20 protein-coding genes are annotated in these 24,607 nt (G+C 70.3%); 11 read left to right on the plus strand and 9 right to left on the minus strand.

All coding sequences use genetic code 11. The features are described from left to right. Nucleotides 1-85 precede the first annotated feature (85 nt). From AB0D44_RS22230 to dusB, 3 genes are all read right to left on the minus strand, one after another. Nucleotides 86-1,126 carry a helix-turn-helix domain-containing protein gene (locus AB0D44_RS22230; RefSeq protein ID WP_362593679.1) on the minus strand — a complete coding sequence of 347 codons (1,041 nt, stop codon included), beginning with the start codon at nt 1,124-1,126 and terminating at the stop codon, nt 86-88. 387 nt (nt 1,127-1,513) lie between these two features. Beyond that, complete coding sequence (ppdK, locus tag AB0D44_RS22235) at nt 1,514-4,222, minus strand: pyruvate, phosphate dikinase (protein ID WP_362593682.1); 2,709 nt, start codon at nt 4,220-4,222, stop codon at nt 1,514-1,516. Between the two features lie 364 nt (nt 4,223-4,586). After that, nucleotides 4,587-5,729 (minus strand): tRNA dihydrouridine synthase DusB, encoded by a 1,143-nt coding sequence (gene dusB / locus AB0D44_RS22240; protein WP_362593685.1) that lies wholly within the window; start codon nt 5,727-5,729, stop codon nt 4,587-4,589. A gap of 52 nt (nt 5,730-5,781) precedes the next feature. Between dusB and AB0D44_RS22245 the strand changes: the two genes are divergently transcribed. The 4 genes from AB0D44_RS22245 (at nt 5,782) to AB0D44_RS22260 (ending at nt 10,117) form a co-directional block, all read left to right on the plus strand. Further along, nucleotides 5,782-7,248 (plus strand): MFS transporter, encoded by a 1,467-nt coding sequence (locus tag AB0D44_RS22245; protein WP_362593688.1) that lies wholly within the window; start codon nt 5,782-5,784, stop codon nt 7,246-7,248. A 430-nt stretch (nt 7,249-7,678) separates the two neighbouring features. Further along, the gene (locus AB0D44_RS22250) at nt 7,679-8,623 is read left to right on the plus strand and encodes an aldo/keto reductase (RefSeq protein WP_362593765.1); all 945 of its coding nucleotides are present in this window, start codon (nt 7,679-7,681) and stop codon (nt 8,621-8,623) included. A gap of 21 nt (nt 8,624-8,644) precedes the next feature. After that, entirely contained in the window at nt 8,645-9,238 is a 594-nt protein-coding gene (locus AB0D44_RS22255) for a TetR family transcriptional regulator (protein WP_362593691.1), read from the plus strand. 153 nt (nt 9,239-9,391) lie between these two features. Next, complete coding sequence (locus AB0D44_RS22260; protein ID WP_362593694.1) at nt 9,392-10,117, plus strand: VC0807 family protein; 726 nt, start codon at nt 9,392-9,394, stop codon at nt 10,115-10,117. A gap of 90 nt (nt 10,118-10,207) precedes the next feature. Here AB0D44_RS22260 and AB0D44_RS22265 read toward each other — a convergent pair whose 3' ends face one another. After that, complete coding sequence (locus AB0D44_RS22265) at nt 10,208-11,590, minus strand: glycine--tRNA ligase (RefSeq protein WP_362593697.1); 1,383 nt, start codon at nt 11,588-11,590, stop codon at nt 10,208-10,210. A 155-nt stretch (nt 11,591-11,745) separates the two neighbouring features. Between AB0D44_RS22265 and AB0D44_RS22270 the strand changes: the two genes are divergently transcribed. Genes AB0D44_RS22270 through AB0D44_RS22285 form a run of 4 tightly spaced genes read left to right on the plus strand, consistent with a single transcriptional unit; the run spans nt 11,746 to nt 14,898 of the window. After that, on the plus strand, nt 11,746-12,729 hold the full coding sequence (locus tag AB0D44_RS22270) for a metal ABC transporter substrate-binding protein (protein ID WP_362593700.1): 984 nt from the start codon (nt 11,746-11,748) through the stop codon (nt 12,727-12,729). 30 nt (nt 12,730-12,759) lie between these two features. Next, entirely contained in the window at nt 12,760-13,551 is a 792-nt protein-coding gene (locus AB0D44_RS22275) for a metal ABC transporter ATP-binding protein (protein ID WP_362593768.1), read from the plus strand. After that, nucleotides 13,551-14,417, plus strand: coding sequence for a metal ABC transporter permease (locus tag AB0D44_RS22280; protein ID WP_362593703.1), 867 nt, complete (start codon nt 13,551-13,553; stop codon nt 14,415-14,417). Before AB0D44_RS22275 ends, AB0D44_RS22280 begins: the two co-directional genes overlap by 1 nt. Before the next feature lie 52 nt (nt 14,418-14,469). Then, complete coding sequence (locus AB0D44_RS22285) at nt 14,470-14,898, plus strand: transcriptional repressor (protein ID WP_362593706.1); 429 nt, start codon at nt 14,470-14,472, stop codon at nt 14,896-14,898. 374 nt (nt 14,899-15,272) lie between these two features. On the opposite strand, the gene AB0D44_RS22290 is transcribed toward AB0D44_RS22285, so the two are convergent. The 5 genes from AB0D44_RS22290 to leuA form a co-directional block, all read right to left on the minus strand. Further along, nucleotides 15,273-16,094 (minus strand): isoprenyl transferase, encoded by an 822-nt coding sequence (locus AB0D44_RS22290; protein ID WP_362593709.1) that lies wholly within the window; start codon nt 16,092-16,094, stop codon nt 15,273-15,275. Between the two features lie 11 nt (nt 16,095-16,105). Further along, on the minus strand, nt 16,106-16,852 hold the full coding sequence (gene recO / locus AB0D44_RS22295; protein ID WP_362593711.1) for a DNA repair protein RecO: 747 nt from the start codon (nt 16,850-16,852) through the stop codon (nt 16,106-16,108). An 86-nt stretch (nt 16,853-16,938) separates the two neighbouring features. Further along, complete coding sequence (locus AB0D44_RS22300) at nt 16,939-18,591, minus strand: nucleobase:cation symporter-2 family protein (protein ID WP_362593714.1); 1,653 nt, start codon at nt 18,589-18,591, stop codon at nt 16,939-16,941. Between the two features lie 548 nt (nt 18,592-19,139). Continuing rightward, nucleotides 19,140-19,835 carry a TerB family tellurite resistance protein gene (locus AB0D44_RS22305; protein ID WP_362593717.1) on the minus strand — a complete coding sequence of 232 codons (696 nt, stop codon included), beginning with the start codon at nt 19,833-19,835 and terminating at the stop codon, nt 19,140-19,142. A gap of 359 nt (nt 19,836-20,194) precedes the next feature. After that, entirely contained in the window at nt 20,195-21,958 is a 1,764-nt protein-coding gene (gene leuA, locus AB0D44_RS22310; RefSeq protein ID WP_362593720.1) for a 2-isopropylmalate synthase, read from the minus strand. A gap of 366 nt (nt 21,959-22,324) precedes the next feature. Here leuA and AB0D44_RS22315 point away from each other — a divergent pair, with 366 nt between their 5' ends. Genes AB0D44_RS22315 through AB0D44_RS22325 form a run of 3 tightly spaced genes read left to right on the plus strand, consistent with a single transcriptional unit; the run spans nt 22,325 to nt 24,559 of the window. Continuing rightward, nucleotides 22,325-23,395 carry a M4 family metallopeptidase gene (locus AB0D44_RS22315; RefSeq protein ID WP_362593723.1) on the plus strand — a complete coding sequence of 357 codons (1,071 nt, stop codon included), beginning with the start codon at nt 22,325-22,327 and terminating at the stop codon, nt 23,393-23,395. 9 nt (nt 23,396-23,404) lie between these two features. Continuing rightward, nucleotides 23,405-23,677 (plus strand): protealysin inhibitor emfourin, encoded by a 273-nt coding sequence (locus AB0D44_RS22320; protein WP_362593726.1) that lies wholly within the window; start codon nt 23,405-23,407, stop codon nt 23,675-23,677. A gap of 54 nt (nt 23,678-23,731) precedes the next feature. After that, entirely contained in the window at nt 23,732-24,559 is an 828-nt protein-coding gene (locus AB0D44_RS22325) for a GNAT family N-acetyltransferase (protein WP_362593729.1), read from the plus strand. The last annotated feature ends 48 nt before the right edge of the window (nt 24,560-24,607 follow it).

Here is a 24,607-nt window from a genome sequence, read left to right on the forward strand (position 1 = left end):
AATCACCACCGCGGTGCGGGCCCCGTCCCCCACCTGCCCCCCGCCCCCCCGCGCCCCCGGGCCCCCGCCGGGGGGCCGCGGCGTGTCACGAGGCCACGGCGCCGCCCTTGAGGAGGGCGGCGCCCAGGGGGGTCACGGTGTGCAGCACCGCGTTGCCGTGGCGCAGCGTCGTCACCAGGCCCGCCTCGCGCATCACGCAGGCGTGCTGGCTCGCCGAGGCCAGCGAGACCCCGGCCCGGCGGGCCAGCTCGCTGGTGGTGGCGCCGTCCCCGATGGCCCGCAGCACCACCGAGCGGGTGTGCCCCACGAGCTTGCCGAGGGTGCGCTGGCGCTGTTCCTCGATGTGCACGGTGCGCGCCGCCTCGCCGCCCGTGGGGGCCGAGGCCAGGTGCGAGGCGGCCGGGTAGACCAGGACCGGCGGCAGCTCGGGATCGTGCAGGGTCACGGCGGTGCGCCGGCAGAAGAACGAAGGCTGGAGCAGCAGCCCGCGGCCGCGCAGCCGTACGTCCCGGTCCACGGGGTAGTCGCACTCCAGCACCGGCGCCCGCCAGCGCAGCATCGGCGGCAGCGAGGCCAGCAGTTCGTCCGCGCCCCCGTCGAGCAGGGCCCGGCCGCGGGCGGCCCGCTCGGCCTCTATCTGGGCCTGTATGTGGGTCCAGTACGGCTCCACGGCCGCGCGGTGGTAGGCGCGCAGCTCCGCCAGCAGCCGGGGCAGGTGCTTGGTGCCGCCGTCCATGAGCTCCCGCAGCCGCGGCGCCATCGACGCCCCCGCTCCCGCGCTCGTACTCGTGCCCGATCCGGGCCCGGCGCCGAGCAGGGCGAGCTCGCGGCGCATGCGCTCGGGCCTGATCCCGCGCAGCGCGTCGATCGCCACGTCCCACCCGTACTGCCCCTCCACGGGGGTCAGGAAATCGGGGAAATAGCCGCGGCCCGGTATGAGCATGCCGAGCGTGCGTGTTTCACCATTCAACCTGCTCCGCGTTTCCGTCCGCCATTCGCCGAACAGCCGGGCGTCCCGCCGGTCCCTTAAACGGTGAAAACTGAGAATCGTTTCCCACAACGCATCGGGACGCCCTGCCATCCGTACGCGTGCCAGGTCCACTCCAGTGAAATGGATACGCAGCACCGAACCCCCACCTGTGCAACCGCAATCCCCCCGCCCCATGAGTATGCATGCCGTCACACGTGGTCACCACGCCCTTTCGGCCACAGTTGAAACCCCTTTCGGCAGGGGCGTGACAACCGAAATCCTGTACTCCGCCGGGCACACTCCGATGCGACCGAAACGCTCCGTGAAGGCCGTGGGGGGCTTTGCGGGGCCTGGCGGTCGGTCGCACCGGGAAGCGCCGACGTGCCCGGCAGAATGACAGCGGCGGTGGACGGGTGGGGATCCGTCCACCGCCTGCTGGCGTAAAGCTTTGTTGAACAGAAAAAAATAGGCGCGCCCGCCCGCGGGCAGTCAGGGAACCCGGGGGCAGGCGCGGTCTATGGGGCCCCTTCTCGGGGCCGGGGATCAGCGGCTGTCGCTGCCCTTCGCCTCGGCGGCCGCACGACCGGCCTCCAGGCGCGCGACCGGAATCCGGAACGGCGAGCAGGAGACGTAGTCGAGGCCGACCTCGTGGAAGAAGTGGACGGACTCGGGGTCACCGCCGTGCTCGCCGCAGACGCCGAGCTTGAGGTCGGGGCGGGTGGCCCGGCCGGCCTGGACCGCGCTGCGGACCAGCGAGCCGACACCGTCCTTGTCGATGGTCTCGAAGGGCGAGACACCGAAGATGCCCTTCTCCAGGTAGGCGGTGAAGAAGCTGGCCTCGACGTCGTCGCGGGAGAAGCCCCACACCGTCTGGGTCAGGTCGTTCGTACCGAAAGAGAAGAACTGCGCGGCCTCGGCGATCTGGCCGGCGGTCAGGGCGGCGCGCGGCAGCTCGATCATGGTGCCGATGGACAGCTTGAGGCTGGTGCCGGTGGCGGCCTCGACCTCGGCGATGACCGCGTCGGACTCCTCGCGGACGATCTCCAGCTCCTGGACGGTGCCCACGAGCGGGACCATGATCTCGGCGCGCGGGTCGCCCTTGGCGTTCTTGCGCTCGGCCGCGGCCTCGGCGATCGCCCGGACCTGCATCTTGAACAGGCCGGGGATGACCAGGCCGAGGCGGACGCCGCGCAGACCCAGCATCGGGTTCTGCTCGTGCAGCTTGTGCACGGCCTGGAGCAGGCGCAGGTCGTTCTCGTTGGCGTCCTTGCGGGACTCGGCGAGGGCGACGCGCACCGACAGCTCGGTGATGTCGGGCAGGAACTCGTGCAGCGGCGGGTCGAGCAGGCGGACGGTGACGGGCAGGCCGTCCATCGCCTCGAACAGCTCGACGAAGTCCTTCTTCTGCAGCGGCAGGAGGGCACTGAGTGCCTCCTCGCGCTCTCCGTCGGTGTCCGCGAGGATCAGTCGCTCCACCAGTTCGCGGCGCTCGCCGAGGAACATGTGCTCGGTGCGGCACAGGCCGATGCCCTGGGCGCCGAAGCGGCGGGCGCGCAGCGCGTCCTCGGCGTTGTCGGCGTTGGCGCGCACGCGCAGGCGGCGGACCCGGTCGGCGTACGCCATGATCCGGTGCACGGCGGCGACCAGTTCGTCGGCGTCGTCGGCACCGGCGTGCATGCGGCCCTCGAAGTACTCGACGACCGGAGACGGTACGACGGGTACCTCGCCGAGGTAGACCTTGCCGGTCGAACCGTCGATGGAGACGACGTCGCCCTCTTCGATGACCGTCTCGCCGACCGTCATGCGGCGGCGCTTGGTGTCGACGTCGAGCTCCTCGGCGCCGCAGACGCAGGTCTTGCCCATGCCGCGGGCGACGACGGCGGCGTGCGAGGTCTTGCCGCCGCGCGAGGTCAGGATGCCCTCGGAGGCGATCATGCCGTCCAGGTCGTCGGGGTTGGTCTCGCGGCGGATCAGGATGACCTTCTCGCCGGAGCGGGACCACTTGACGGCCGTGTACGAGTCGAAGACGGCCTTGCCGACCGCCGCGCCCGGGGAGGCGGCGATGCCGCGGCCCAGCAGGGTGGTCTTGGCGTCCTCGTCGAAGCGCGGGAACATCAGCTGGGCGAGCTGGTGGCCGGTGACGCGCTGGAGGGCCTCGGCCTCGTCGATCAGGCCCTGGTCCACGAGCTGGGTGGCGATGCGGAAGGCGGCGCCGGCGGTGCGCTTGCCGACGCGGGTCTGCAGCATCCACAGCTGGCCGCGCTCGATGGTGAACTCGATGTCGCAGAGATCCTTGTAGTGGGTCTCCAGCGTCTCCATGATCGTCATGAGCTGGTCGTAGGAGGTCTTGTCGATGGTCTCCAGGTCCGCCAGCGGGACGGTGTTGCGGATGCCCGCCACCACGTCCTCGCCCTGGGCGTTCTGGAGGTAGTCGCCGTAGACGCCCTGGTGGCCGCTGGCGGGGTCGCGGGTGAAGGCGACGCCGGTGCCCGAGTCGGGGCCGAGGTTGCCGAACACCATGGAGCAGATGTTGACGGCGGTGCCCAGGTCGCCGGGGATGCGCTCCTGGCGGCGGTAGAGCTTGGCGCGGTCGGTGTTCCAGGAGTTGAAGACCGCCTCGACGGCGAGGTCCAGCTGCTCGCGGGCGTCCTGCGGGAACTCGCGGCCGGCCTCCTTCGCGACGATCTTCTTGAAGACCTTGACCAGCTTCTTGAGGTCGGCGGCGTCGAGGTCGGTGTCGACGGCGACCTTCTTGGCGGCCTTGGCCTCGTCGAGCGCGTCCTCGAAGAGCTCGCCCTCGACGCCGAGGACGGTCTTGCCGAACATCTGGATCAGGCGGCGGTACGAGTCCCACGCGAAGCGCTCGTTGCCGGCCTGGGTGGCGAGACCGGTGACGGACTCGTCGGAGAGGCCGATGTTGAGGACCGTGTCCATCATGCCCGGCATGGAGAACTTGGCGCCGGAGCGGACGGAGACCAGCAGCGGGTCGTCCGACTGACCGAGCTTCTTGCCCATCTTCGTCTCGAGGGCGGCAAGGTGGGCGCTGACCTCGTCGCGCAGCGCGGCGGGGGCCGTGCCGCTCTCGAGGTAGACCTTGCAGGCCTCGGTGGTGATGGTGAAGCCGGGAGGGACCGGGAGACCCAGGTTGGTCATCTCGGCGAGGTTGGCTCCCTTGCCGCCGAGAAGGTCCTTGAGGTCGCGGTTTCCCTCGGTGAAGTCGTAGACGAACTTCTGATCTTTGTTTTCCGACACGGGTCTCGACTCCTCGAGGCTCGGTGGCTGCCCTGACGGCCAGGAACATACCCAGATCGAAGGCTTCTGGGTACGTCCACTTGGTCGTCATGAGGCTGTAACCACTCGTGCGCCAGCAGATCGAAAGTAACTCATGGGTAATCAGAAAGTACGAAGAGCGTTCACCTCCCGAAGGGAGAGTGGGCTTTTGAGGCCTGATTGCGCTCGGATGAGCGATCATCGATACATTTGCGTTCAACTCTTGAACGAACAAAGGGTGGCACCCAGTGCCACCCTTTGAAAGTCTTATCCGTGACTTCGGCGCTCATCTGAGCGAAACCTCTCCCATGCGTGGCGTATATCACGCACCACGGAGGGCGATTTGTCAGCCTCCGGAAGTGTCCAGTTCCGCTTCCTCGCTGACGCCCGCGCAGTCGTACGGGTCCTTCAGCCAGCCGTCCGGCAGGACAACCCGGTTGTTTCCGGACGTCCGGCCCCGCGGGCCGTCCGCACTCTCCGGCCATGCCTGGTCCAGATCCAGCTCGCTCAGATGAGCGTTGAGTTCCGCCAGGGAGGACGTGACCGCCAGCTTCTTGCGCATCTCGGAGCCGACCGAGAAGCCCTTGAGGTACCAGGCGACGTGCTTACGGAAGTCGATCACCCCGCGGGTCTCGTCGCCGATCCACTCCCCCAGCAGCTGCGCGTGCCGGTGCATGGTGTCCGCCACCTCGCGCAGCGCCGGCTTGTGGAAGTCCTCCGGGCGGCCTTCGAAAGCCGCCACCAGGTCGTTGAACAGCCACGGCCGCCCCAGGCAGCCCCGGCCCACCACCACGCCGTCGCAGCCGGTCTCGCGGACCATCCGCAGCGCGTCCTCGGCGCACCAGATGTCGCCGTTGCCGAGGACCGGGATCTCCGGCACGTGCTCCTTGAGCCGCGCGATGGCCTCCCAGTCGGCCGTGCCGCCGTAGTGCTGGGCCGTGGTGCGCCCGTGCAGGGCTATCGCCGTGACCCCCTCCTCGACGGCGATCCGGCCGGCGTCGAGGTAGGTGAGGTGGTCGTCGTCGATGCCCTTGCGCATCTTCATCGTCACCGGGAGGTCGCCGGCGCCGGCCACCGCCTCGCGCAGGATCGCGCGCAGCAGGTTCCGCTTGTACGGGAGCGCGGAGCCGCCGCCCTTGCGGGTCACCTTGGGGACGGGGCAGCCGAAGTTGAGGTCGATGTGGTCGGCGCGGTCCTCCTCGACGATCATGCGGACCGCCTTGCCGACCGTCACCGGGTCGACTCCGTACAGCTGGATCGAGCGGGGCTTCTCGGTCTCGTCGAAGTGGATCAGCTGCATGGTCTTCTCATTGCGCTCGACCAGGGCGCGGGTCGTGATCATCTCGCTCACGAACAGCCCCTTGCCGCCCGAGAACTCCCGGCAGAGGGTACGGAACGGGGCATTGGTGATGCCGGCCATGGGCGCGAGCACCACCGGGGGCTGCACGGTGTGCGGGCCGATCGCGAGAGGCGGGGGGAGCGTGGTCATCCGCCCATTGTCCCGCATGCCGGGGCGGTGGGGCAGACGTACCATCGGGCGCATGATCGAGCCGAGTCAGCCGAGCCGCCGGCAGCGCATGCTCGTCCTGGCGATCTGTTGCATGAGCCTGCTGATCGTGAGCCTCGACAACACCGTCCTCAACGTGGCGCTGCCGTCGATGCGCCGCGACCTGAACGCCTCGGTCGCGGGCATGCAGTGGACGATCGACGCGTACACCCTCGTGCTGGGCTCGCTGCTGATGCTGGCGGGCTCCACCGCGGACCGGATCGGCCGCCGCAAGGTGTTCGTCGCCGGCCTGGTCCTCTTCAGCGTCGGCTCGCTGCTGTGCTCGCTCGCCCCCACCCTCGACTGGCTCATCGCCTACCGGATGGTGCAGGCGGTCGGCGGCGCGATGCTCAACCCGGTGGCCATGTCGATCATCACCAACACGTTCACCGACCCGGCCGGGCGCGCGCGGGCCATCGGCGTGTGGGGCGCGGTCGCGGGCATCTCCATGGCCGCGGGCCCTCTGATCGGCGGCGTGCTGGTGGATTCGGTGGGCTGGCGCTCCATCTTCTGGGTGAACCTGCCGGTCGGTCTGATCGCGCTCGCCCTGACCCTGCGCCACGTGCCCGAGTCCCGTGCGGCCCGGCCGCGCCGCGTGGACCCGGTGGGCCAGCTGCTGGTCATGGCGCTGCTGGGCAGTCTCACGTACGGGATCATCGAGGCGCCCGCCGCGGGCTGGCGCTCCCCGCTGATCCTGGGCTGCGCCGTGGTGGCCGTGGTGTCGCTGGCGGGGCTGCTGCGCTACGAGCCCCGGCGCAAGGAGCCGCTGATCGACTTCCGGTTCTTCCGGAGCGCGCCCTTCAGCGGGGCCACGGTGATCGCGGTGAGCGCCTTCGCCGGGATGGCCGGGTTCCTCTTCCTCAACACCCTGTACCTGCAGGACGTGCGGGGCCTGGACGCGCTGCACGCGGGGCTCTACATGCTGCCGATGGCCGCGCTGACCATGCTCGTCGCGCCGCTGTCGGGCCGGCTGGTGGGCAGCCGGGGGCCGCGGCTGCCGCTGCTGATCGCCGGAGCCGCGATGGCGGCGAGCGGGCTGGTCTTCGCCGCCTTCCGGGGCGAGACCTCCACCGCGCTGATGTTCACCGGCTACGTGCTGTTCGGGCTCGGCTTCGGCATGGTGAACGCGCCCGTCACCAATACGGCGGTCTCCGGGATGCCGCGGTCCCAGGCCGGGGTCGCGGCCGCCATCGCCTCGACCAGCAGGCAGACCGGGAGCGCGCTCGGCGTCGCGATCGTGGGTGCGGTCCTGGCGGCCGGGCTTGCGCGCGGTTCCGACTTCGCCGGGGCGGCCGCCCCGGCCTGGTGGATCATCACGGCCTGCGGGCTGCTGGTCCTGGTGGTGGGAGCGGCGACGAACGGCCGGTGGGCCCGCTCGACGGCGGAACGCACGGCCCGCACGCTGGACCCGGCGGCCTCCCCGACGCCCGCGGACCCTCGGGCGGCGGAGCCCGGGCACTGAGCCACCCGGGGCACTGAGCCCACCGGCCACTGGGCCGCCCGGGCGACTGAGCCACCCCGGTCACTGGGTCCACGGGCACTGAGCCACCCGGGCCCGTCGGCCAGTCGGCCAGTCGGCCACGCTCCAGCCAGTCGGCCACGCTCCAGCTGAACGACGGGCCGTCGTCGGCCCTGCGGCTGGAGTGGCCCACCCCCGATCCTGCGGTGCTGTCCCAGCCCCTTCACGCTGACGAGTGACAGATATTGAAATCTGTCACTCGTCATGTCATTCTCGTTCCATGACGAAGAACGAGAGCATCCAGAGCCCTGTCCTCGAAGGCCGTTTCCTCGGAAGCCGCGCCCTCGAGGACCGTGTCCACCGCGACCCCGCCGCCGCCCACCGCCGGCTCGGCACCACCGGGCCGTCCGTCTTCCCGCTCGGCCTCGGCTGCATGGGGATGTCCGCCCTCTACGGAGAGGCCGACCGCGCCGAGTCCATCGCCACCCTCCACGCCGCCCTGGACGCAGGCGTCACGCTGCTGGACACCGGTGACTTCTACGGCATGGGCCACAACGAACTGCTGATCAACGAGGCCCTGCGCACCGCCCCCGCCGCGGCCCGTGAGCGGGCGCTGACCAGCGTGAAGTTCGGCGCCCTGCGCACGGTCGAGGGCGGCTTCACCGGCTATGACGGGCGGCCCGAGGCCGTCAAGAACTTCCTGGCCTACTCGCTCCAGCGGCTCGGCCGGGACCACATCGACATCTACCGCATCGCCCGCGTGGACCCGGATGTCCCGATCGAGGAGACCGTCGGGGCCATCGCGGAGGCGGTCGAGGCCGGGCACGTGCGCCACATCGGCCTCTCCGAGGTGGGCGCGGACACCCTGCGCCGGGCCACCGCCGTCGCCCCGATCGCCGATCTGCAGATCGAGTACTCGCTCATCTCCCGCGGCGTGGAGGAGGAGATCCTGCCGGCCGCCCGAGAGCTCGGGATAGGCATCACGGCCTACGGGGTGCTGTCCCGCGGCCTGATCAGCGGCCACTTCACCCGCGACCGCGCACTGGCCCCGGGCGATTTCCGCGGGATGAGCCCGCGCTTCCAAGAGGGCAACCTCGACCGCAACCTCGACCTGGTCGAGGCCCTGCGGGAGGTGGCGGAGGGCAAGGGTGTGAGCGTCGCCCAGACCGCCATCGCCTGGGTGCTCTCGCGCGGCGAGGACATCGTGCCGCTGGTCGGTGCGCGGCGCCGGGACCGGCTGGCCGAGGCACTGGGTGCCATCGACATCACACTGAGCGCCGCCGATCTGGCCGCCATCGAAGAGGCCATACCGCTCGGCGCCGCGGCGGGCGAGCGGTATCCGGCGGCCCAGATGGCCCACCTCGACAGCGAGCACTGAGCTGGCGGTACGGTCGTACCCATGCCTCCCGCTGCTGCCGAGCCCCTGACTCCCGAGCGCATCCTCGAAACCACCGAGGACGTGCTGCGCCGCTTCGGCCCCACCAAGGCGACCGTGGTGGACGTGGCCCGTGCGCTGGGCGTCAGCCACGGCAGCGTGTACCGGCACTTCCCCTCGAAGGCGGCGCTGCGCGAGGCCGTCACGGACCGCTGGCTCGCCAAGAGCGTCGTCGCCCTGGAGCAGATCGCCTCGGCGCCCGCCGAGAGCGCCCCCTCCAAGCTGGAAGCGTGGCTGGAAGCGCTCTTCGAGTCCAAGCGCCACAAGGCGGGTGACGACCCGGAGCTGTTCGCCACCTACATCGTGCTGCTGGACGAGAACAGCGGTGTGGTGGACCGGCATCTGAGCGAGCTGATCGACCAGCTGGCCCGGATCATCGCCGAAGGGGTCGCGGCGGGCACGCTCGCCGCGCAGGACGTGCCGGCCGCCGCCCGCGCGGTCTTCGACGCCACCGGCCGCTTCCACGATCCGCAGTACGCGGCCGACTGGCTCTCGCCCACGATCTTCACGGAGTTCGAGGCGGTCACCGCGCTGATCATCCGGGGCCTGCGCCCCTGACACGGTGCTCCGCTGCGCGCCCGGGATCACATGGCCGGAATTGTCCAGTCCGGTCAGCTTGGTGATCCTTTTGATCGACTCGCCTTGAACATGCCACCAGCGTGAACCTACGGTCCCCCTACCGCACTCATCAGGCACGTCTCAGGGGGAACCTTGTCCGTCCACACCGCTCGACCCGAACCACCGGTCCGCTCCGGCGCCGCGACGGCCCTCGGCTGGATCCTGACCATCGGTCTGAACGTGGTCGCGCCGATCATCACGTACAACACGCTCACCGAAGACCACGGCTGGAGCGAGTTCTCGGCGCTGCTGGCCAGCAGCGCCTGGCCGGTGCTCGACAGTGCCATCAGCGTGGCCTGGCGTCGCAAGCTGGACGAGTTCGCCGTCGTCACCCTGGTGTTCCTGGGCGTGACGGCCGTCGTCTCGCTCGTGGGGGCCCACACGGCGCGGGCCCTGCTGATCAAGGACTCCGCCGTGACGGGGCTGTTCGGTCTGCTCTGCCTGGCCACGCTGGCGGCGGCGCGCCCGCTGATGTTCTACTTCGGCCGCAAGTTCGCCACGGACGGCACCCCGGAGAGCACCGCCTGGTGGAACGGCCTGTGGCAGTACGAGGGCTTCCGCACCACCATGCGCCGCATGACCCTCGTCTGGGGTGTGGCCTATGTGGTCGAGGCCCTGGTCCGGATCGCGCTCGCGTACACCCTGGACACGAAGACCATGGTGACGGTCAGCCCGGTCATGATCTACGGGGTGCTGGGCGCCCTGGGTGTCTGGACCGCCCTCTACGGAAAGCGGTCGCAGGCCGAGGGCGAGCGCCGCGTGGCCGAGGCCGCGGCCGCGGCCGCCGCCGCCGGGGGCGAAGGCACCGCGGCGGCCTGAGGCAGGAGGCGAAGACCGAAAGACCGGTGGCCCGCTGCGCACGTCGCGCACCGGGCCACCGGTTCGTTCCGCCGGAGCGGAAGCTCCGTCCTAGCAGCCGAGCAGGCGGCTGCCGAGGTAGCTCTGGATCTGGTCCAGGGAGACGCGCTCCTGCTTCATGGTGTCGCGCTCGCGCACGGTCACCGCGTTGTCGTCCAGGGTGTCGAAGTCGACGGTGACGCAGAACGGCGTACCGATCTCGTCCTGGCGGCGGTAGCGGCGGCCGATGGCGCCCGCGTCGTCGAACTCGATGTTCCAGAACTTGCGCAGGTCGGCGGCGAGGCCCTTGGCCTTCGGCGACAGCTGCGCGTTGCGGGACAGCGGCAGCACGGCGACCTTGATCGGGGCCAGGCGCGGGTCGAGGCGCATCACGGTGCGCTTCTCCATGACGCCCTTGGCGTTCGGGGCCTCGTCCTCGTTGTACGCGTCGAGCATGAAGGCGAGCATGGCGCGGTTGACACCGGCCGCCGGCTCGATGACGTACGGGGTGTAGCGCTCCTTGGACTCCTGGTCGAAGTACACCAGCTCCTGGCCGGAGGCGGCGGAGTGGGCCTTCAGGTCGAAGTCGGTGCGGTTGGCGATGCCTTCGAGCTCGGAGAACTCGTTGCCGCCGAAGTTGAAGCGGTACTCGATGTCGGCGGTGCGCTTCGAGTAGTGGGAGAGCTTCTCCTTCGGGTGGTCGTACCAGCGGATGTTCTCCTCACGGATGCCGAGGTCGCGGTACCAGCTCCACCGCTCCTGCATCCAGTACTCCTGCCACTGCTCGTCCTCGCCCGGCTTGACGAAGAACTCCATCTCCATCTGCTCGAACTCGCGCGTGCGGAAGATGAAGTTGCCGGGAGTGATCTCGTTGCGGAAGGACTTGCCCATCTGCGCGATGCCGAACGGGGGCTTCTTGCGCGAGGTGGTCTGCACATGGGCGTAGTTGGTGAAGATGCCCTGGGCGGTCTCGGGGCGCAGGTACGCCTTGGAGCCGCTGTCCTGCGTCGGGCCGAGGTGGGTCTCCAGCATGCCGGAGAACTGCTTCGGCTCGGTGAACTGGCCCTTCACACCACAGTTGGGGCAGTTGATGTCGGCGAGCCCGTTGGCGGGCATGCGGCCGTGCTTGGCCTCGTACGCCTCTTCCAGGTGGTCCGCGCGGTGACGCTTGTGACAGGAGGTGCACTCGGTCAGCGGGTCGGAGAAGGTCGCGACGTGACCGGAGGCCACCCAGACCTCGGGGGCCAGGATCACGGACGAGTCGATGCCGACGATGTCCTCACGCCCGGTGACCATCGCCTTCCACCACTGGCGCTTGATGTTCTCCTTGAGCTCGACACCGAGCGGGCCGTAATCCCAGGCGGCCTTGGAGCCGCCGTAGATCTCACTGCACGGGAAAACGAAGCCACGGCGCTTGCTCAGGCTGACGATGGTGTCGATCTTGTCGGCGGCCACGGTGCTCTCTTCATTACGAGGACGAACGGCGAATGCCTCAGGTTACCGGCGCCCGCACCCCCCCTTTCAAATCGGATCCCCCTCCCCGGGCCCGCCCACACCTCTCCCACCAGGGTTTTTGACAACCGTTTCCATTTTTGATGAAAATGGATGTCATGAACGTACGACGCCTCATACCCGCCGCCGCCCTCACCGGAGCCGTCGCCCTCGGCGCCACGGCCCTCACCGCCTGCTCCGGAGCCGGTGCCGCCGAATCCGGCGGCAAGGACGGCAAGCTCGGCGTGACGGCGTCGTTCTACCCGATGCAGTTCCTCGCCGAGCAGATCGGCAAGGACCACGTGAAGGTCGACACCCTGACCAAGCCGGGCGTCGAGCCGCACGACCTGGAGATCACCCCCAGGCAGACCGCGCAGCTCGGCGAAGCCGACGTGGTCCTCTACCTCAAGAGCCTCCAGCCCGCCGTCGACAAGGCCGTCGCCCAGTCCGGCGTGAAGAACGTCGTCGACGCCGCCACCCTCACCCCGCTCGAGGCCCACGCCGCGTCCGGCCACGACCACGAGGCAGAGGCGGGGGCGGGGGCGGGGCACGACCACGACCACGGCCACGAGGGCGAGGCCGGCGCGGACCCGCACGTCTGGCTCGACCCCGCCAAGTACGCGGAGATCGCCAAGGGCGTCGGCGCGGCCCTGGAGAAGGCCGACCCCGACCACGCCGCGGACTACCAGAAGAACACCGGCGAGCTCGTCACCAAGCTGACCGCGCTGGACACCGAGTTCAAGGACGGCCTGGCCAACACGGCCACCAAGACCTTCATCACCACCCACGCCGCCTTCGGCTACCTCGCCGAGCGCTACGGCCTGGACCAGGAGGGCATCTCCGGAGTCGACCCCGAGTCCGAGCCCAGCCCGGCCCGGATGAAGGACCTCCAGGCCATCGCGAAGAAGGAGAATGTCTCCACGGTGTTCTTCGAGACGCTGGCCAGCGACAAGACGGCCAAGACGCTCGCCTCGGACACCGGTCTGACCACCGACGTCCTCGACCCGCTCGAGGGAATCACCGACAAGTCCCAGGGCGCTGACTACTTCGAGGTCATGCGGTCCAACCTGAAGAACCTCCAGAAGGCGCTCGGAGCCAAGTAGATGACAGCAGCAGTTGCGGAGGCGCGAGCCATGCAGTCCATGCCCCGACAGGCGGACGACCAGCCCGTCATATCCCTGCGCGGGGCCACGGCCTCGCTCGGCTCGCGCCCCGTGCTGCGCGGGGTCGACCTCACCGTCCGCCACGGTGAGGTCGTCGCCCTGCTCGGCGCCAACGGCTCCGGCAAGTCCACGGCCGTGCGCGCCGTCGTCGGCCAGGTCCCCCTCACCGACGGCTCGCTGTCCCTGTTCGGCACGGACTTCAGGCGCTTCCGCGCCTGGGCGCGCATCGGGTACGTACCGCAGCGCACCACGGCCGCCAGCGGCGTCCCGGCCACCGTCCGCGAGGTCGTCTCCGCCGGCCGGCTGGCCCGCACCCGCTTCGGCGTCCTGCGCAAGGCCGACAAGACCGCCGTCGAGCGCGCCCTCGCCCTCGTCGACATGGAGCAGTTCGCCGACGCCTCGGTCAACGCCCTGTCCGGCGGCCAGCACCAGCGGGTGCTCATAGCCCGGGCCCTCGCCATCGAGCCCGAGCTGCTGATCATGGACGAGCCGATGGCGGGCGTGGACCTCGCCAACCAGGAGGTCCTGGCGAGCGCCCTGCGCGAGCAGAAGGCCCTCGGCACCACCGTCCTCCTGGTCCTGCACGAGCTGGGCCCGCTGGAGCCGCTGATCGACCGCGCCGTCGTGCTGCGCGACGGCTGCGTCGTCCACGACGGGCCGCCCCCGGAGGCCGTGGGCCAGCACGCCCTGCCCGGCCACGACCACGTACACCCCCACGCGGCGCACGACGCCGAGCCCCTGCGGACGGGACTGCTGAGCTGATGGACCTCCTGAACTACGCCTTCATGCAGCGGGCCCTGATCGCGGCCGTCCTCGTCGGCCTGACCGCGCCCGCGATCGGCACGTACCTGGTCCAGCGCCGCCAGGCCGTCATGGGCGACGGCATCGGCCACGTGGCCATGACCGGCGTCGCCCTCGGCTTCCTGCTCAACACCAGCCCGGTGTGGATGGCGACCCTGGTCGCCGTGATCGGCGCGGTCGGCATGGAGCTCATCCGCTCCCGCGGCAAGACCAGCGGCGACATCGCGCTCGCCATGCTCTTCTACGGCGGCCTGGCCGGCGGCGTGATGATCATCAACATGGCCGGCGGCTCCACCGCCAACCTGAGCAGCTACCTCTTCGGCGGCATCGCGACGGTCGCACCGCAGGACGTCACGGCCGCGGTGATCCTCGCCGCGTTCGTCCTCGCCGTCACGATCGGACTGCGCAGGCAGCTGTTCGCCATCAGCCAGGACGAGGAGTTCGCCCGGGTCACCGGCCTGCCGGTGCGTGCCCTGAACCTCCTGATGGCCGTCACGGCCGCCGTCACCGTCACGGTGGCCATGCGCATCGTGGGCCTGCTGCTGGTCAGCGCGATGATGGTGATCCCCGTGGCGGCCGCCCAGCGCGTGACCCGGGGGTTCGTCGCGACGCTGTCGCTGGCCATGGTGATCGGCGTGGTGGTCTCCCTGACGGGCGTGAGCGCCACGTACTACCTCGACGCGCCCTCGGGCGCGACGATCGTGCTGCTCGCCATCGCCGTGTTCGTCGTGATGACGGCCCTGTCGGCGCCGCTGGCCAGGCGCCGGGCGGCATCCGCCCGCGCCGCCGCCGAAGAGGTCTGTACGCGCGACGACGTGAAGGTCTAGCCGGAGCGGCCGCCTGGCACAATGGGCCGCAGGCCGATACGAGGAGGAACCGGTGGCGACTGCGCCTGGCGAGACGAATACCGCGCCAGTACGAGGACGATCCACCCGGCAGCGGGCCGCAGTGGCGGCGGCGCTGGACGAGGTGGACGAGTTCCGCAGTGCCCAGGAACTCCACGACATGCTCAAGCACCGCGGCGATTCCGTGGGCCTGACCACGGTGTACCGCACGCTCCAGTCGCTCGCGGACGCCGGCGAGGTCGACGTCCTGCGCACCAGCGACGGCGAGTCGGTCTACCGGCGCTGCTCCACCGGGGACCACCACCACCACCTGGTGTGCCGCAAGTGCGGCAAGGCCGTGGAGGTCGAGGGCCCGGCCGTGGAGAAGTGGGCCGAGTCCATCGCGGCCGAGCACGGCTACGTGAACGTGGCCCACACGGTGGAGATCTTCGGAACCTGCGCCGACTGCGCGGCCGCCGTCTAGGACGTCCGCAGTCCCGCGCCGCCCGGGCCTGCGCGGTCCCGCGCCGCTCACCGCCTGCGCACCGCCTGCGCACCGCCTGCGCACCGCCGCGCCGGCGAGGAAGCCGGCCGGCTTGCCGGGGCCCCCGTCCTCCTCCGCCAGGGCCGGCAGGGCCCGTGTCAGGGCCGGCAGGCCGATGAGGAGGACCAGCCACCGCCTGCGGCGCCCCGAGGACGCGTGCGCGTCCCGCGTGCGCAGTGCGTGCGCGAGGTCCGCCCCGGCCGCCGTGTAGACGAGCTCGACCGCCTGCCCGCCCTGCCGCGGCGCCTACTCCATGTCCATGTCCATGAGAGCGGAGCCCATCGGCGGGCCGGGCGGGCAGGCGGTCGGCCCGGTCAGCTCGCGGGGGCCTCGGGCTGGTTGGGGACGGCGCCGCCGAAGCGGCGGTCGCGCTGGGCGTACTCCAGGCAGGCCTGCCACAGGTTGCGCCGGTCGAAGTCGGGCCACAGCACGTCCTGGAAGACCATCTCGGCGTACGCGCTCTGCCAGAGCAGGTAGTTGGATGTGCGCTGCTCGCCGCTCGGGCGCAGGAACAGGTCCACGTCGGGCATGTCCGGGTAGTACATGTACTTCGCGAAGGTCTTCTCGTTGACCTTCGACGGATCCAGCCTGCCGGCCGCCACGTCGCGGGCGATGGCCTGCGCCGCGTCCGCGATCTCCGCGCGGCCGCCGTAGTTCACGCAGAAGTACAGGGTCATCGCGTCGTTGTCGACGGTCTGCTCCTGGGCCACCTGGAGCTCCTGGACGACCGACTTCCACATCTTCGGCATGCGGCCGACCCAGCGGATCCGGATGCCCAGCTCGTTCATCTCGTCGCGCCGGCGGCGGATGACGTCGCGGTTGAAGTTCATCAGGAAGCGGACCTCGTCGGGCGAGCGCTTCCAGTTCTCCGTCGAGAAGGCGTACAGCGAGAGGTTCTTGACGCCCATCTCCAGGCAGCCCTTGAGCACGTCGAGCACGACGCCCTCGCCCACCTTGTGGCCCTCGGTGCGCGGCAGGCCGCGCTCCTTGGCCCAGCGGCCGTTGCCGTCCATGACGACCGCGACGTGGTTCGGGACGAGCTCACCGGGGATCTTCGGCGGGCGCTCACCGGACGGGTGCGGCTCGGGAACCTTGTACTCGCGGCGAGAGCGTCCCAGAATCCCGCGTCGTGCCATGTGCCCAGCTCCTATTTCTCGACGTATCGCAGGGAGCGTAGCCCGCGCTCCAGATGCCAGTGCAAATAGGCCGAGACCAGCCCGCTGCCCTCCCGCACGTGACGCCCCTCGCACGCGTCGGCATGGTTCCAGTCGCCCGTCAGCAGGGCACTGAGCAGGGCGAGGGCCTCCGACGAGGGTACGACGCTGCCGGGCACCCGGCAGTCCCCGCATATCACCCCGCCCGCGGCGACGGAGAAGTGCCGGTTGGGGCCGTGGATCCCGCACTTCGCGCAGTCCTCGAAGCTGGGCGCGTAGCCGTTGACGGCGAGGGAGCGCAGCAGGAACGCGTCGAGGATGAGGTTCGGCTCGTGCTCGCCGCGGGAGAGGGTGCGCAGGGCGCCGATGAGCAGCAGGTACTGCTGGACGGCGGGCTCGCCCTCGTTCTCGGTGAAGCGCTCGGCGGTCTCCAGCATCGCGGTGCCGGCGGTGTAGCGGGCGTAGTCGGTGACGATGCCGTTGCCGTACGGGGCGATGATCTCGGTCTGGGTGCAGAGCGGCAGGCTGCGCCCGATCAGCTCGCTGCCGCGGGCGAAGAACTGGACGTCGGCGTGGGAGAACGGTTCCAGCCGGGCGCCGAACTTGGACTTCGTACGCCGGACCCCGCGGGCGACGGCCCGCACCCGGCCGTGGCCGCGGGTCAGCAGCGTGATGATGCGGTCCGCCTCACCCAGCTTCTGGGTGCGCAGCACGATGCCGTCGTCGCGGAACAGACTCATGCGCCCATTGTCACCCGCACCGGTGACAGCGATGACCCCCCGCCCGGACGGGGGTCCGGACGAGGGGTCAACACCCCTTGGGAGGATCAGGAGGCGGGCTTCGCCGCTTCGTCCGCGTCCGGCTCGTCGGAGCCGGCCGTCGCCGCGACCGCGACGCCTACGGCGGCCTCGGCGACCGTCTCCGCGTCGTCGGTGGCCTTCGCCCCGGTCTTCGCCTCCGCGTCCGCCGCCGTTGCGGCCGGCTCGGCTGCGGGCTTGGGCTCGGAGCCCCCGGCGGAACCGGATGCGGAGCCGGACTCGGACTCGGCGTCCGACCCGGAGCCGGACTCGGCCGGAGCGGCCGCCTGGGCGGGCAGTTCGATCACGGGGACGGCCGGTACGTCGTCCTTGGCCAGTCCGTTGAAGATCAGGTTGAGGACGATGGCGGCCGTGGCGCCGAGGGTGACACCGCTGTTGAGGAGCGAGGACAGGTCCGCGTCCATGTGCTTGGTGAAGAAGACCGGGACGGTCGCGGGGAGCAGGGCGAAGGCGAGCGAGACGCCCACGATCAGCGCGTTCTTCTCCTCCTTCAGGTCCACCTTGCCCAGGGTCTGGATACCGGCGAGGGCGACCATGCCGAACATGACGGTCGCGGCGCCGCCGAGGACTCCGTGCGGGACGGCGGCGACGATCGCGGCGGCCTTGGGCAGCAGACCCAGGATGATCATGAACACACCCGCGGCCACGACCACGAACCGGCTCTTGACCTTGGTCATCCGCACCAGGCCGACGTTCTCGGCGAAGGCGACGTACGGGAAGGAGTTGAGGACACCGCCGAGGGCGGTCGCGGCGCCGTCGGCACGCAGGGCGCGGGCCACGGTCTCGCTGTCGACGTCCTTGCCGACGATGTCGCCGACCGCGTACGTGTCACCGGTCGTCTCGACCATGGTGATCAGCATGACGATCAGCATCAGGACGATCGGGAACCACTCGAACTTCGGGACGCCGAAGTGGAAGGGGGTGGTGATGCCGACCCAGTCGGAGTTGCCGACGTTGCCGAACTTCGCGTCCCCGAGGAGGAACGCGACGGCGGTTCCGCCGACCAGGCCGAGCAGGATGGAGATGCTGGAGAGGAACGGCTTGCCGAGCTTCATCAGGACCAGGATGAAGAGCATCGTGCCGCCGGCGTACGCGAAGTTCTTCGGGTCTCCGAAGTCGGGGCTGCCGAGGCCGCCCGCCGCGTCGTTGAGGCCGACCGGGATCAGGACGATGCCCAGCACGGTGATGACGGTGCCGGTGACCACGGGCGGGAACAGTCGCATGACCGTCCGGAACGCCTTGGCGGGGAGCCAGGCGAAGGCGAAGGTCGCGATGCCGGCGGTGATCACCGCGCCGTAGATGACCAGCAGCGCGGCGGTCCCGCCGCCCGCACCGAGGCCGATGGCGATCATCGGGGAGACGGCGGTGAAGGTCACGCCCTGGATCAGCGGCAGGCGCGCGCCGATCCGGCCGATGCCCCACGCCTGGATGATCGAAGCGATACCGCAGGTGAAGAGGTCCGCGTTGATCAGGTAGACCAACTGCTCAGGGCTCAGCTTCAGCGCGTTGCCGACGATGATCGGAACGATCACCGCGCCGGCGTAGAACGCGAGTACGTGCTGGAAGCCGTACAGCGCGAGCTTGGGGAGGGGGAGCACCTCGTCGACCGGGTGGGTGCTCTGCTGTCCGTTTTCGGAAAGCCGGGCGGCGACACGTGCCATCTCTGCCTTGCCCTTCAAGAGGTGAGGTAAGTGAGAGGAGATCTGGTTATCCCTGGCCGGAGTGGGTCGCTAACCCGTTGGTCCGCCAGGGTTGTCAGTGCGTTCACGTGGATCGAAGCCCCGATGTGGTACCGGCGGCCTCTTGTCGTGTGACCGGAATTGAACGCCTGTGAAGGGCCTCACAGATATCGTCGACTGCTACAAACTGTTGACGTCCGAGGCACCCAGATCTGTAGGTTTCTCCAGTGGTGAAGCGGAGGACGCAGGAGTACGCGGGATGCCCGACCGACGCGGCCGCCTCTCCTGCGCGACGGCGAAGCCCACCCGACCCTGCCGGGCTGACCTGCGGAAACGTCCGCCCCTCGGCGTGCGGGCAGGCGAAAGAGAAGGGTCTGCTCCGGTGGTCCAAGGGGTGGACGGTCCGGGCACGGAGCGAACGGCTCCGCGGTTCACCGGCCCCGCGAAAATAATGGAATCGGCCTCACGTGGCCGGATCGTTACGTCCGCACAGCCCGTTTCGGGCCGTTTCGAGGGCGGCGGGACAGCCGCTACGGCGCCCGCACCGCTGACAGCAGCCGGGCCACCTCGTCCGCGTCGATGCGCAGCGCCGCACCGACGGTGGACAGCACCTCGCGCTCGGCCGGGAGGTAGGGGCCGTCGGCGAGGGCGATCCGCGCGCCCTGGAGCAGGATCGACTCACGGCCGGGGCCCGCCAGGTGCGGGGCCAGCGGCTCCAGTGCCTCGTGGAGTTCGATCGACAGCGCGGCACCGCAGCATTCCGGGACGTCGTAGAGCCCGAGCCGCCCCTCGTCGGTGGACAGCGCCTCCACGAGGGACTCCAGCTGCTCCTCGGTGCACTCCTGGAAGCCCGCGCTCCGTACGGCGCCCACGGCGGCCTCCAGCGCACTGCGCGAGCCGGTCCCGCCCGCGGCGAGCACGGCCAGCGCCACGGTGTGCACGGCGTCGCGCAGCATGGCGGTGAAGCGGGTGGTGGTGAGGTGGTCCAGGACCTCGGTGCCGAAGCGCTCCCGGCAGCCCTGGCACTCGACGACCGGTCCGGCGCTGCCGCGCGGCAGCAGCGGCACGCCGAGGACGGTGAAGCGGCGGCGCCCGGTCCGCCTGCGGTAGTTGCGGTCCCCACCGCAGGCGGGGCAGAAGAACTCCCCGTCGCCCACGGTGCTCCAGGTGGTACGGATGCCCCAGACCGTCAGCTTCCGGCCGTCCCCACCCCGAACTGGCAGCACGTCGCACCTCCGTCACCATCCGGCAGCATCGCCGGTTGGCGTGATGTTAGCCACATCGATGAGGATGCGTCAGTCGTGTGACAAGACAACATGTCGCGGGACGGGGACTTGGCCGATCTGCGCCCCCGCCGTCCCCGCCGATTCCCGGGTTTCCCTCCCCTCTGCCGCCTGTCGGACGTACGGGAGACCAGCCCCGAGGACGGGACCACGTCATGGCCGTCGACGGCCGGGGAATGTTCCCGACCTGCACGTACGCGTCGAGGCGATGCCGGTGGACGGCGGCCGCCTCGCCCGCCGAAGGCGGCAACGACGAAGCCCCGCCCTCCGGAGGGAGGGACGGGGCTCACGTACGGGAGGGGTCAGCGGCCCGCGCGGTTGACGGCGGAGATGACCGCCTTCAGCGAGGCGCGGGTGGTGTTGGCGTCGATGCCGATGCCCCACAGCACCCGGCCGTCGATCGCGCACTCGATGTACGAGGCGGCGACGGCGGAGGCGCCCTCGCTCATGGTGTGCTCGGTGTAGTCCAGCAGGCGGGCGTCGACCCCGATGCCGGCCAGCGCGTCGAAGAAGGCCGAGATCGGACCGTTGCCGGTACCGTTCAGGACCGTCTCCGCGCCGTCCACGACCGCCTCGACGGTCAGGGTGTCCGTACCGTCCTTGTCGGTGGCGGTCGAGCCGGAGCGCAGCTGGATGCGGCCCCACGGGTTCTCGGGGTTGGGCAGGTACTCGTCGCAGAAGACGTCCCAGATCGCCTTCGGCGTGACCTCGCCGCCCTCGGCGTCGGTCTTGGCCTGGATGATCTTCGAGAACTCGATCTGCATGCGGCGCGGCAGGTCCAGCTTGTGGTCGTTCTTCAGGACGTAGGCGATGCCGCCCTTGCCGGACTGCGAGTTGACGCGGATGACGGCCTCGTAGGAGCGGCCGACGTCCTTGGGGTCGATCGGCAGGTACGGGACCGCCCACTCGATGTCGTCGACGGTCTTGCCCCGGGCGGCCGCGTCGGCCTCCATGGCGTCGAAGCCCTTCTTGATGGCGTCCTGGTGGGAGCCGGAGAAGGCGGTGTAGACCAGGTCGCCCGCGTAGGGGTGGCGCGGGTGGACCGGCATCTGGTTGCAGTACTCGCTGGTGCGGCGGATCTCGTCGATCTGCGAGAAGTCGATCTGCGGGTCGATGCCCTGGGAGAACAGGTTCATGCCCAGCGTGATCAGGTCGACGTTGCCGGTGCGCTCGCCCTGCCCGAACAGGCAGCCCTCGATGCGGTCGGCGCCGGCCATCAGGGCCAGCTCGGCGGCGGCGACGGCGGTGCCGCGGTCGTTGTGCGGGTGCACGGAGATGCAGATGTGCTCGCGGCGGGTCAGGTTGCGGGCCATCCACTCGAAGCGGTCCGCGTGGGTGGACGGCGTGGAGCGCTCCACGGTGGCGGGCAGGTTCAGGATGATCTCGCGGCCCTCGGCCGGCTGCCAGACGTCGCAGACGGCCTCGCAGACCTCCAGGGCGAAGTCCAGCTCGGTGTCGGTGAAGATCTCCGGGCTGTACTGGTAGCCGAAGGTCGTCTCCGGGCCCAGCAGCTTCTGCGCGTACTCCATGACCAGGCGGGTGCCGTCGACGGCGATCTGCTTGATCTGTTCCTTGGAGCCCCGGAAGACGACCCGGCGGAAGGTGGGCGCGGTCGCGTTGTAGAGGTGCACGGTGGCGCGCTTGGCGCCGACCAGCGACTCGACGGTCCGCTCGATCAGGTCCTCGCGGGCCTGGGTCAGGACGGAGATGGTCACGTCGTCCGGGATCGCGCCCTCTTCGATGATGGAGCGCACGAAGGCGAAGTCGGTCTCGCCGGAGGAGGGGAAGCCGACCTCGATCTCCTTGTAGCCCATGCGCACCAGCAGGTCGAACATCTCGCGCTTGCGGGCGGGGGTCATCGGGTCGATCAGCGACTGGTTGCCGTCGCGCAGGTCGGTGGAGAGCCAGCGGGGAGCCTTGGTGACGCGGGCGTCCGGCCAGGTGCGGTCGGGGATGTCCACCTGCTCGTACTGGCCGTACTTGTGGATGGGCATCCCGGAGGGCTTCTGGGTGTGGGTCGCGTTGGTGATGGGCGTGGGGCGACCGACGAAAGCGTGCTGACTCATGGCGTTGGGCTCCTCGCGTGTCCGCGTGTAGTTCGCTGGGACGGCCGACGACGGTCGTAAAAACCGCAACACCAAACTCCGCGGGGAGGGGGTCGGCCTACGACTACAGACCCTCGCCGCGGCAGCTAAGGAGAAGCAGCCCGAAACGCATGATGGACCGAGCCTAGCCGAGCCGCGCCGTTGCGCGAGGACCTGTTTCAGTATGCAAGACCCGGGGGTCCGATTTGTACCGGATGTGAGTTACGCCTCTTTCATCCATTGGAGGTCGGTTCGATCCGTCAACCCGCCGCCGTCCCTTTCAGACAAGTGAATGAATCATGGTCGCGGCTAGTGACAGCGTCATGACCCACTGCCACATTGCCGGGCATGGATGCCTCCCTCACCCCTCGCCACCCCGTCTTCTGCACCGTGGTTCCCCCGCACCTCCTCGACAGGATCGCCCGCTCCGAGGACGCCCGGCGCGCCCGCACCGCCCTGAGCACCCTGGAGCGCGACTCCCTCCTGCGCACGAGGCGGCGGGTCACCACCGTCCAGGGGATCACCGCCCTGGCGGCCCCGGTCTCCGACGATCCGAACCGCACGGTCTACGACGCGCAGCACCGCACCCGCCTGCCCGGCGCCAAGGTCCGCGCGGAGGGCGACCCGGCGGGCCAGGACGCCACGGTCAACCGCGCGTACGCCGGGCTGGGCGCGACGTTCGAGCTCTTCCTCAAGGGGTTCGGCAGGCACTCGATCGACGACTCCGGGCTGGCCCTGGACGCGACCGTCCACTACGGCGAGGACTACAACAACGCCTTCTGGGACGGCCGGCAGATGGTCTTCGGCGACGGCGACGGCGACCTCTTCCTCGATTTCACGGTCTCCCTCGACGTCATCGGCCACGAGCTGACCCACGGAGTCACCCAGTACACGGCGAACCTCGAGTACTACGGGCAGTCCGGAGCCCTGAACGAGTCGATGTCCGACGTCTTCGGCTCGCTGATCAAGCAGTACTCGCTGGAGCAGACGGCGGAGCAGGCGGACTGGCTGATCGGGGCCGGGCTGCTGGGACCCGAGGTGAGCGGCGTCGCGCTGCGGTCGATGAAGGCGCCGGGCACCGCGTACGACGACGACGAGCTCGGCAAGGACCCGCAGCCGGCGACGATGGACGACTACGTGCAGACCTCCCGCGACAACGGCGGGGTGCACATCAATTCCGGCATCCCCAACCACGCCTTCTACCTGGCGGCGACCGAGCTGGGCGGCAAGGCCTGGGAGCGGGCGGGACAGATCTGGTACGACACCCTGACCGGCGGGGAGCTGGCGGCCGACGCCGACTTCGCGGACTTCGCCCGGCTGTCGGTGGCGGCGGCCGTGAACCGGTACGGGGACGGGGGTGCGGAGCACCAGGCCCTCCAGAAGGCCTGGACGGTGGTGGGCGTCCCGACGGAGGGGTAGACCGTCCCCATGCGCATCGAAGTGATCAGGACGGGCGGTTTCGCGGGCATCGAGCGCCGGGCCGAGGTGGACACCGCGGGCCGGGCGGACGAGGCCGAGTGGCAGGCGCTGGCCCAGCTGGCGCTGCGGCCCGGGCCGCCCGGGCACGCCGGCGGCGGCGCCGTACGGGACGGGTTCTCGTACCGCATCACCGTGGACGGACGGACGGTGTCCTGCCAGGAGCCGAACCTGTCGGACGCTCAGCGGGCCCTCATCTCCCGCATCCTGAAGGAGGGCGCCTGAGCGGGGCGCACAAACGCAGGTGCCCGGGCGGCGCGGCTTTGCTTGGATGTCCGGATGACCGACCACATGATCGATTCGATGCTCTCCGAGCTGGAGCGCTACTACGACACGGTGCCGCGGGTGGGCGGGGCACGGGCCGAGGACTTCGGGCCGCTGACCCTGTTCGTCCAGGAGGGTCCGGGCTGGCAGTACTACGCGCGGCCCGCGCTCGACAGCGCCGGCGCGGGCGTGGCCGACGCGGCCGACGTGGAGCGGGTGCTGGCCCGCCAGCGGGAGCTGAAGGTCCCCGAGTCCTTCGAGTGGGTGGCCGAAACCAGCCCCTCCCTGCGGGCCGCCGTGGAAGCGGCGGGACTGCACGTCCACGCCCATCCGCTGATGGTCCTGGACCCCGCTGCGGTCCGGCCCCCCGCGCATCCGGACGTACGGCTGCTCGGCGCGGACGACCCGCTGCTCACGGCGGCGGTGACGGTCCCGGCGCTGGCCTTCGCGGCTCCCGGGACGGCGGTGGGCGAGGCCGGTCCCGCGGAGCTGGCGGCGGCGACGGCCCGTCCGGAGGCCGAGGAGCACCGGGCGCGGGTGTCCGGGATGCTCGCGTCGGGCCGTACCGCCGTGGCGGCGGCCGTGCGGGACGGCGTGGTGCTGTGCGCGGGCCAGTACAACCCGGTCGGGGACGTGGCCGAGGTGGTGGGCGTCGGCACCCTGCCGTCGGCCCGCCGCCAAGGTCTGGCCCTCGCGGTCACGGCGGCCCTCGTGGCGCAGGCGCTGGAGCGGGGCGCCCGTACGGTCTTCCTCTCCGCGGGGGACGAGGACGTGGCCCGGATCTACGGGCGCATCGGGTTCCGGCGCGTGGCAACGGCGCTGATCGCGGAGCCCGCCGCCTGAGGTCCGGCGGGTGTGCCGTCCCGGGCAAGGATTTGCCGGAACGGCAAG

Source organism: Streptomyces sp. NPDC048349 (assembly GCF_040651925.1).
Taxonomy (GTDB): domain Bacteria; phylum Actinomycetota; class Actinomycetes; order Streptomycetales; family Streptomycetaceae; genus Streptomyces.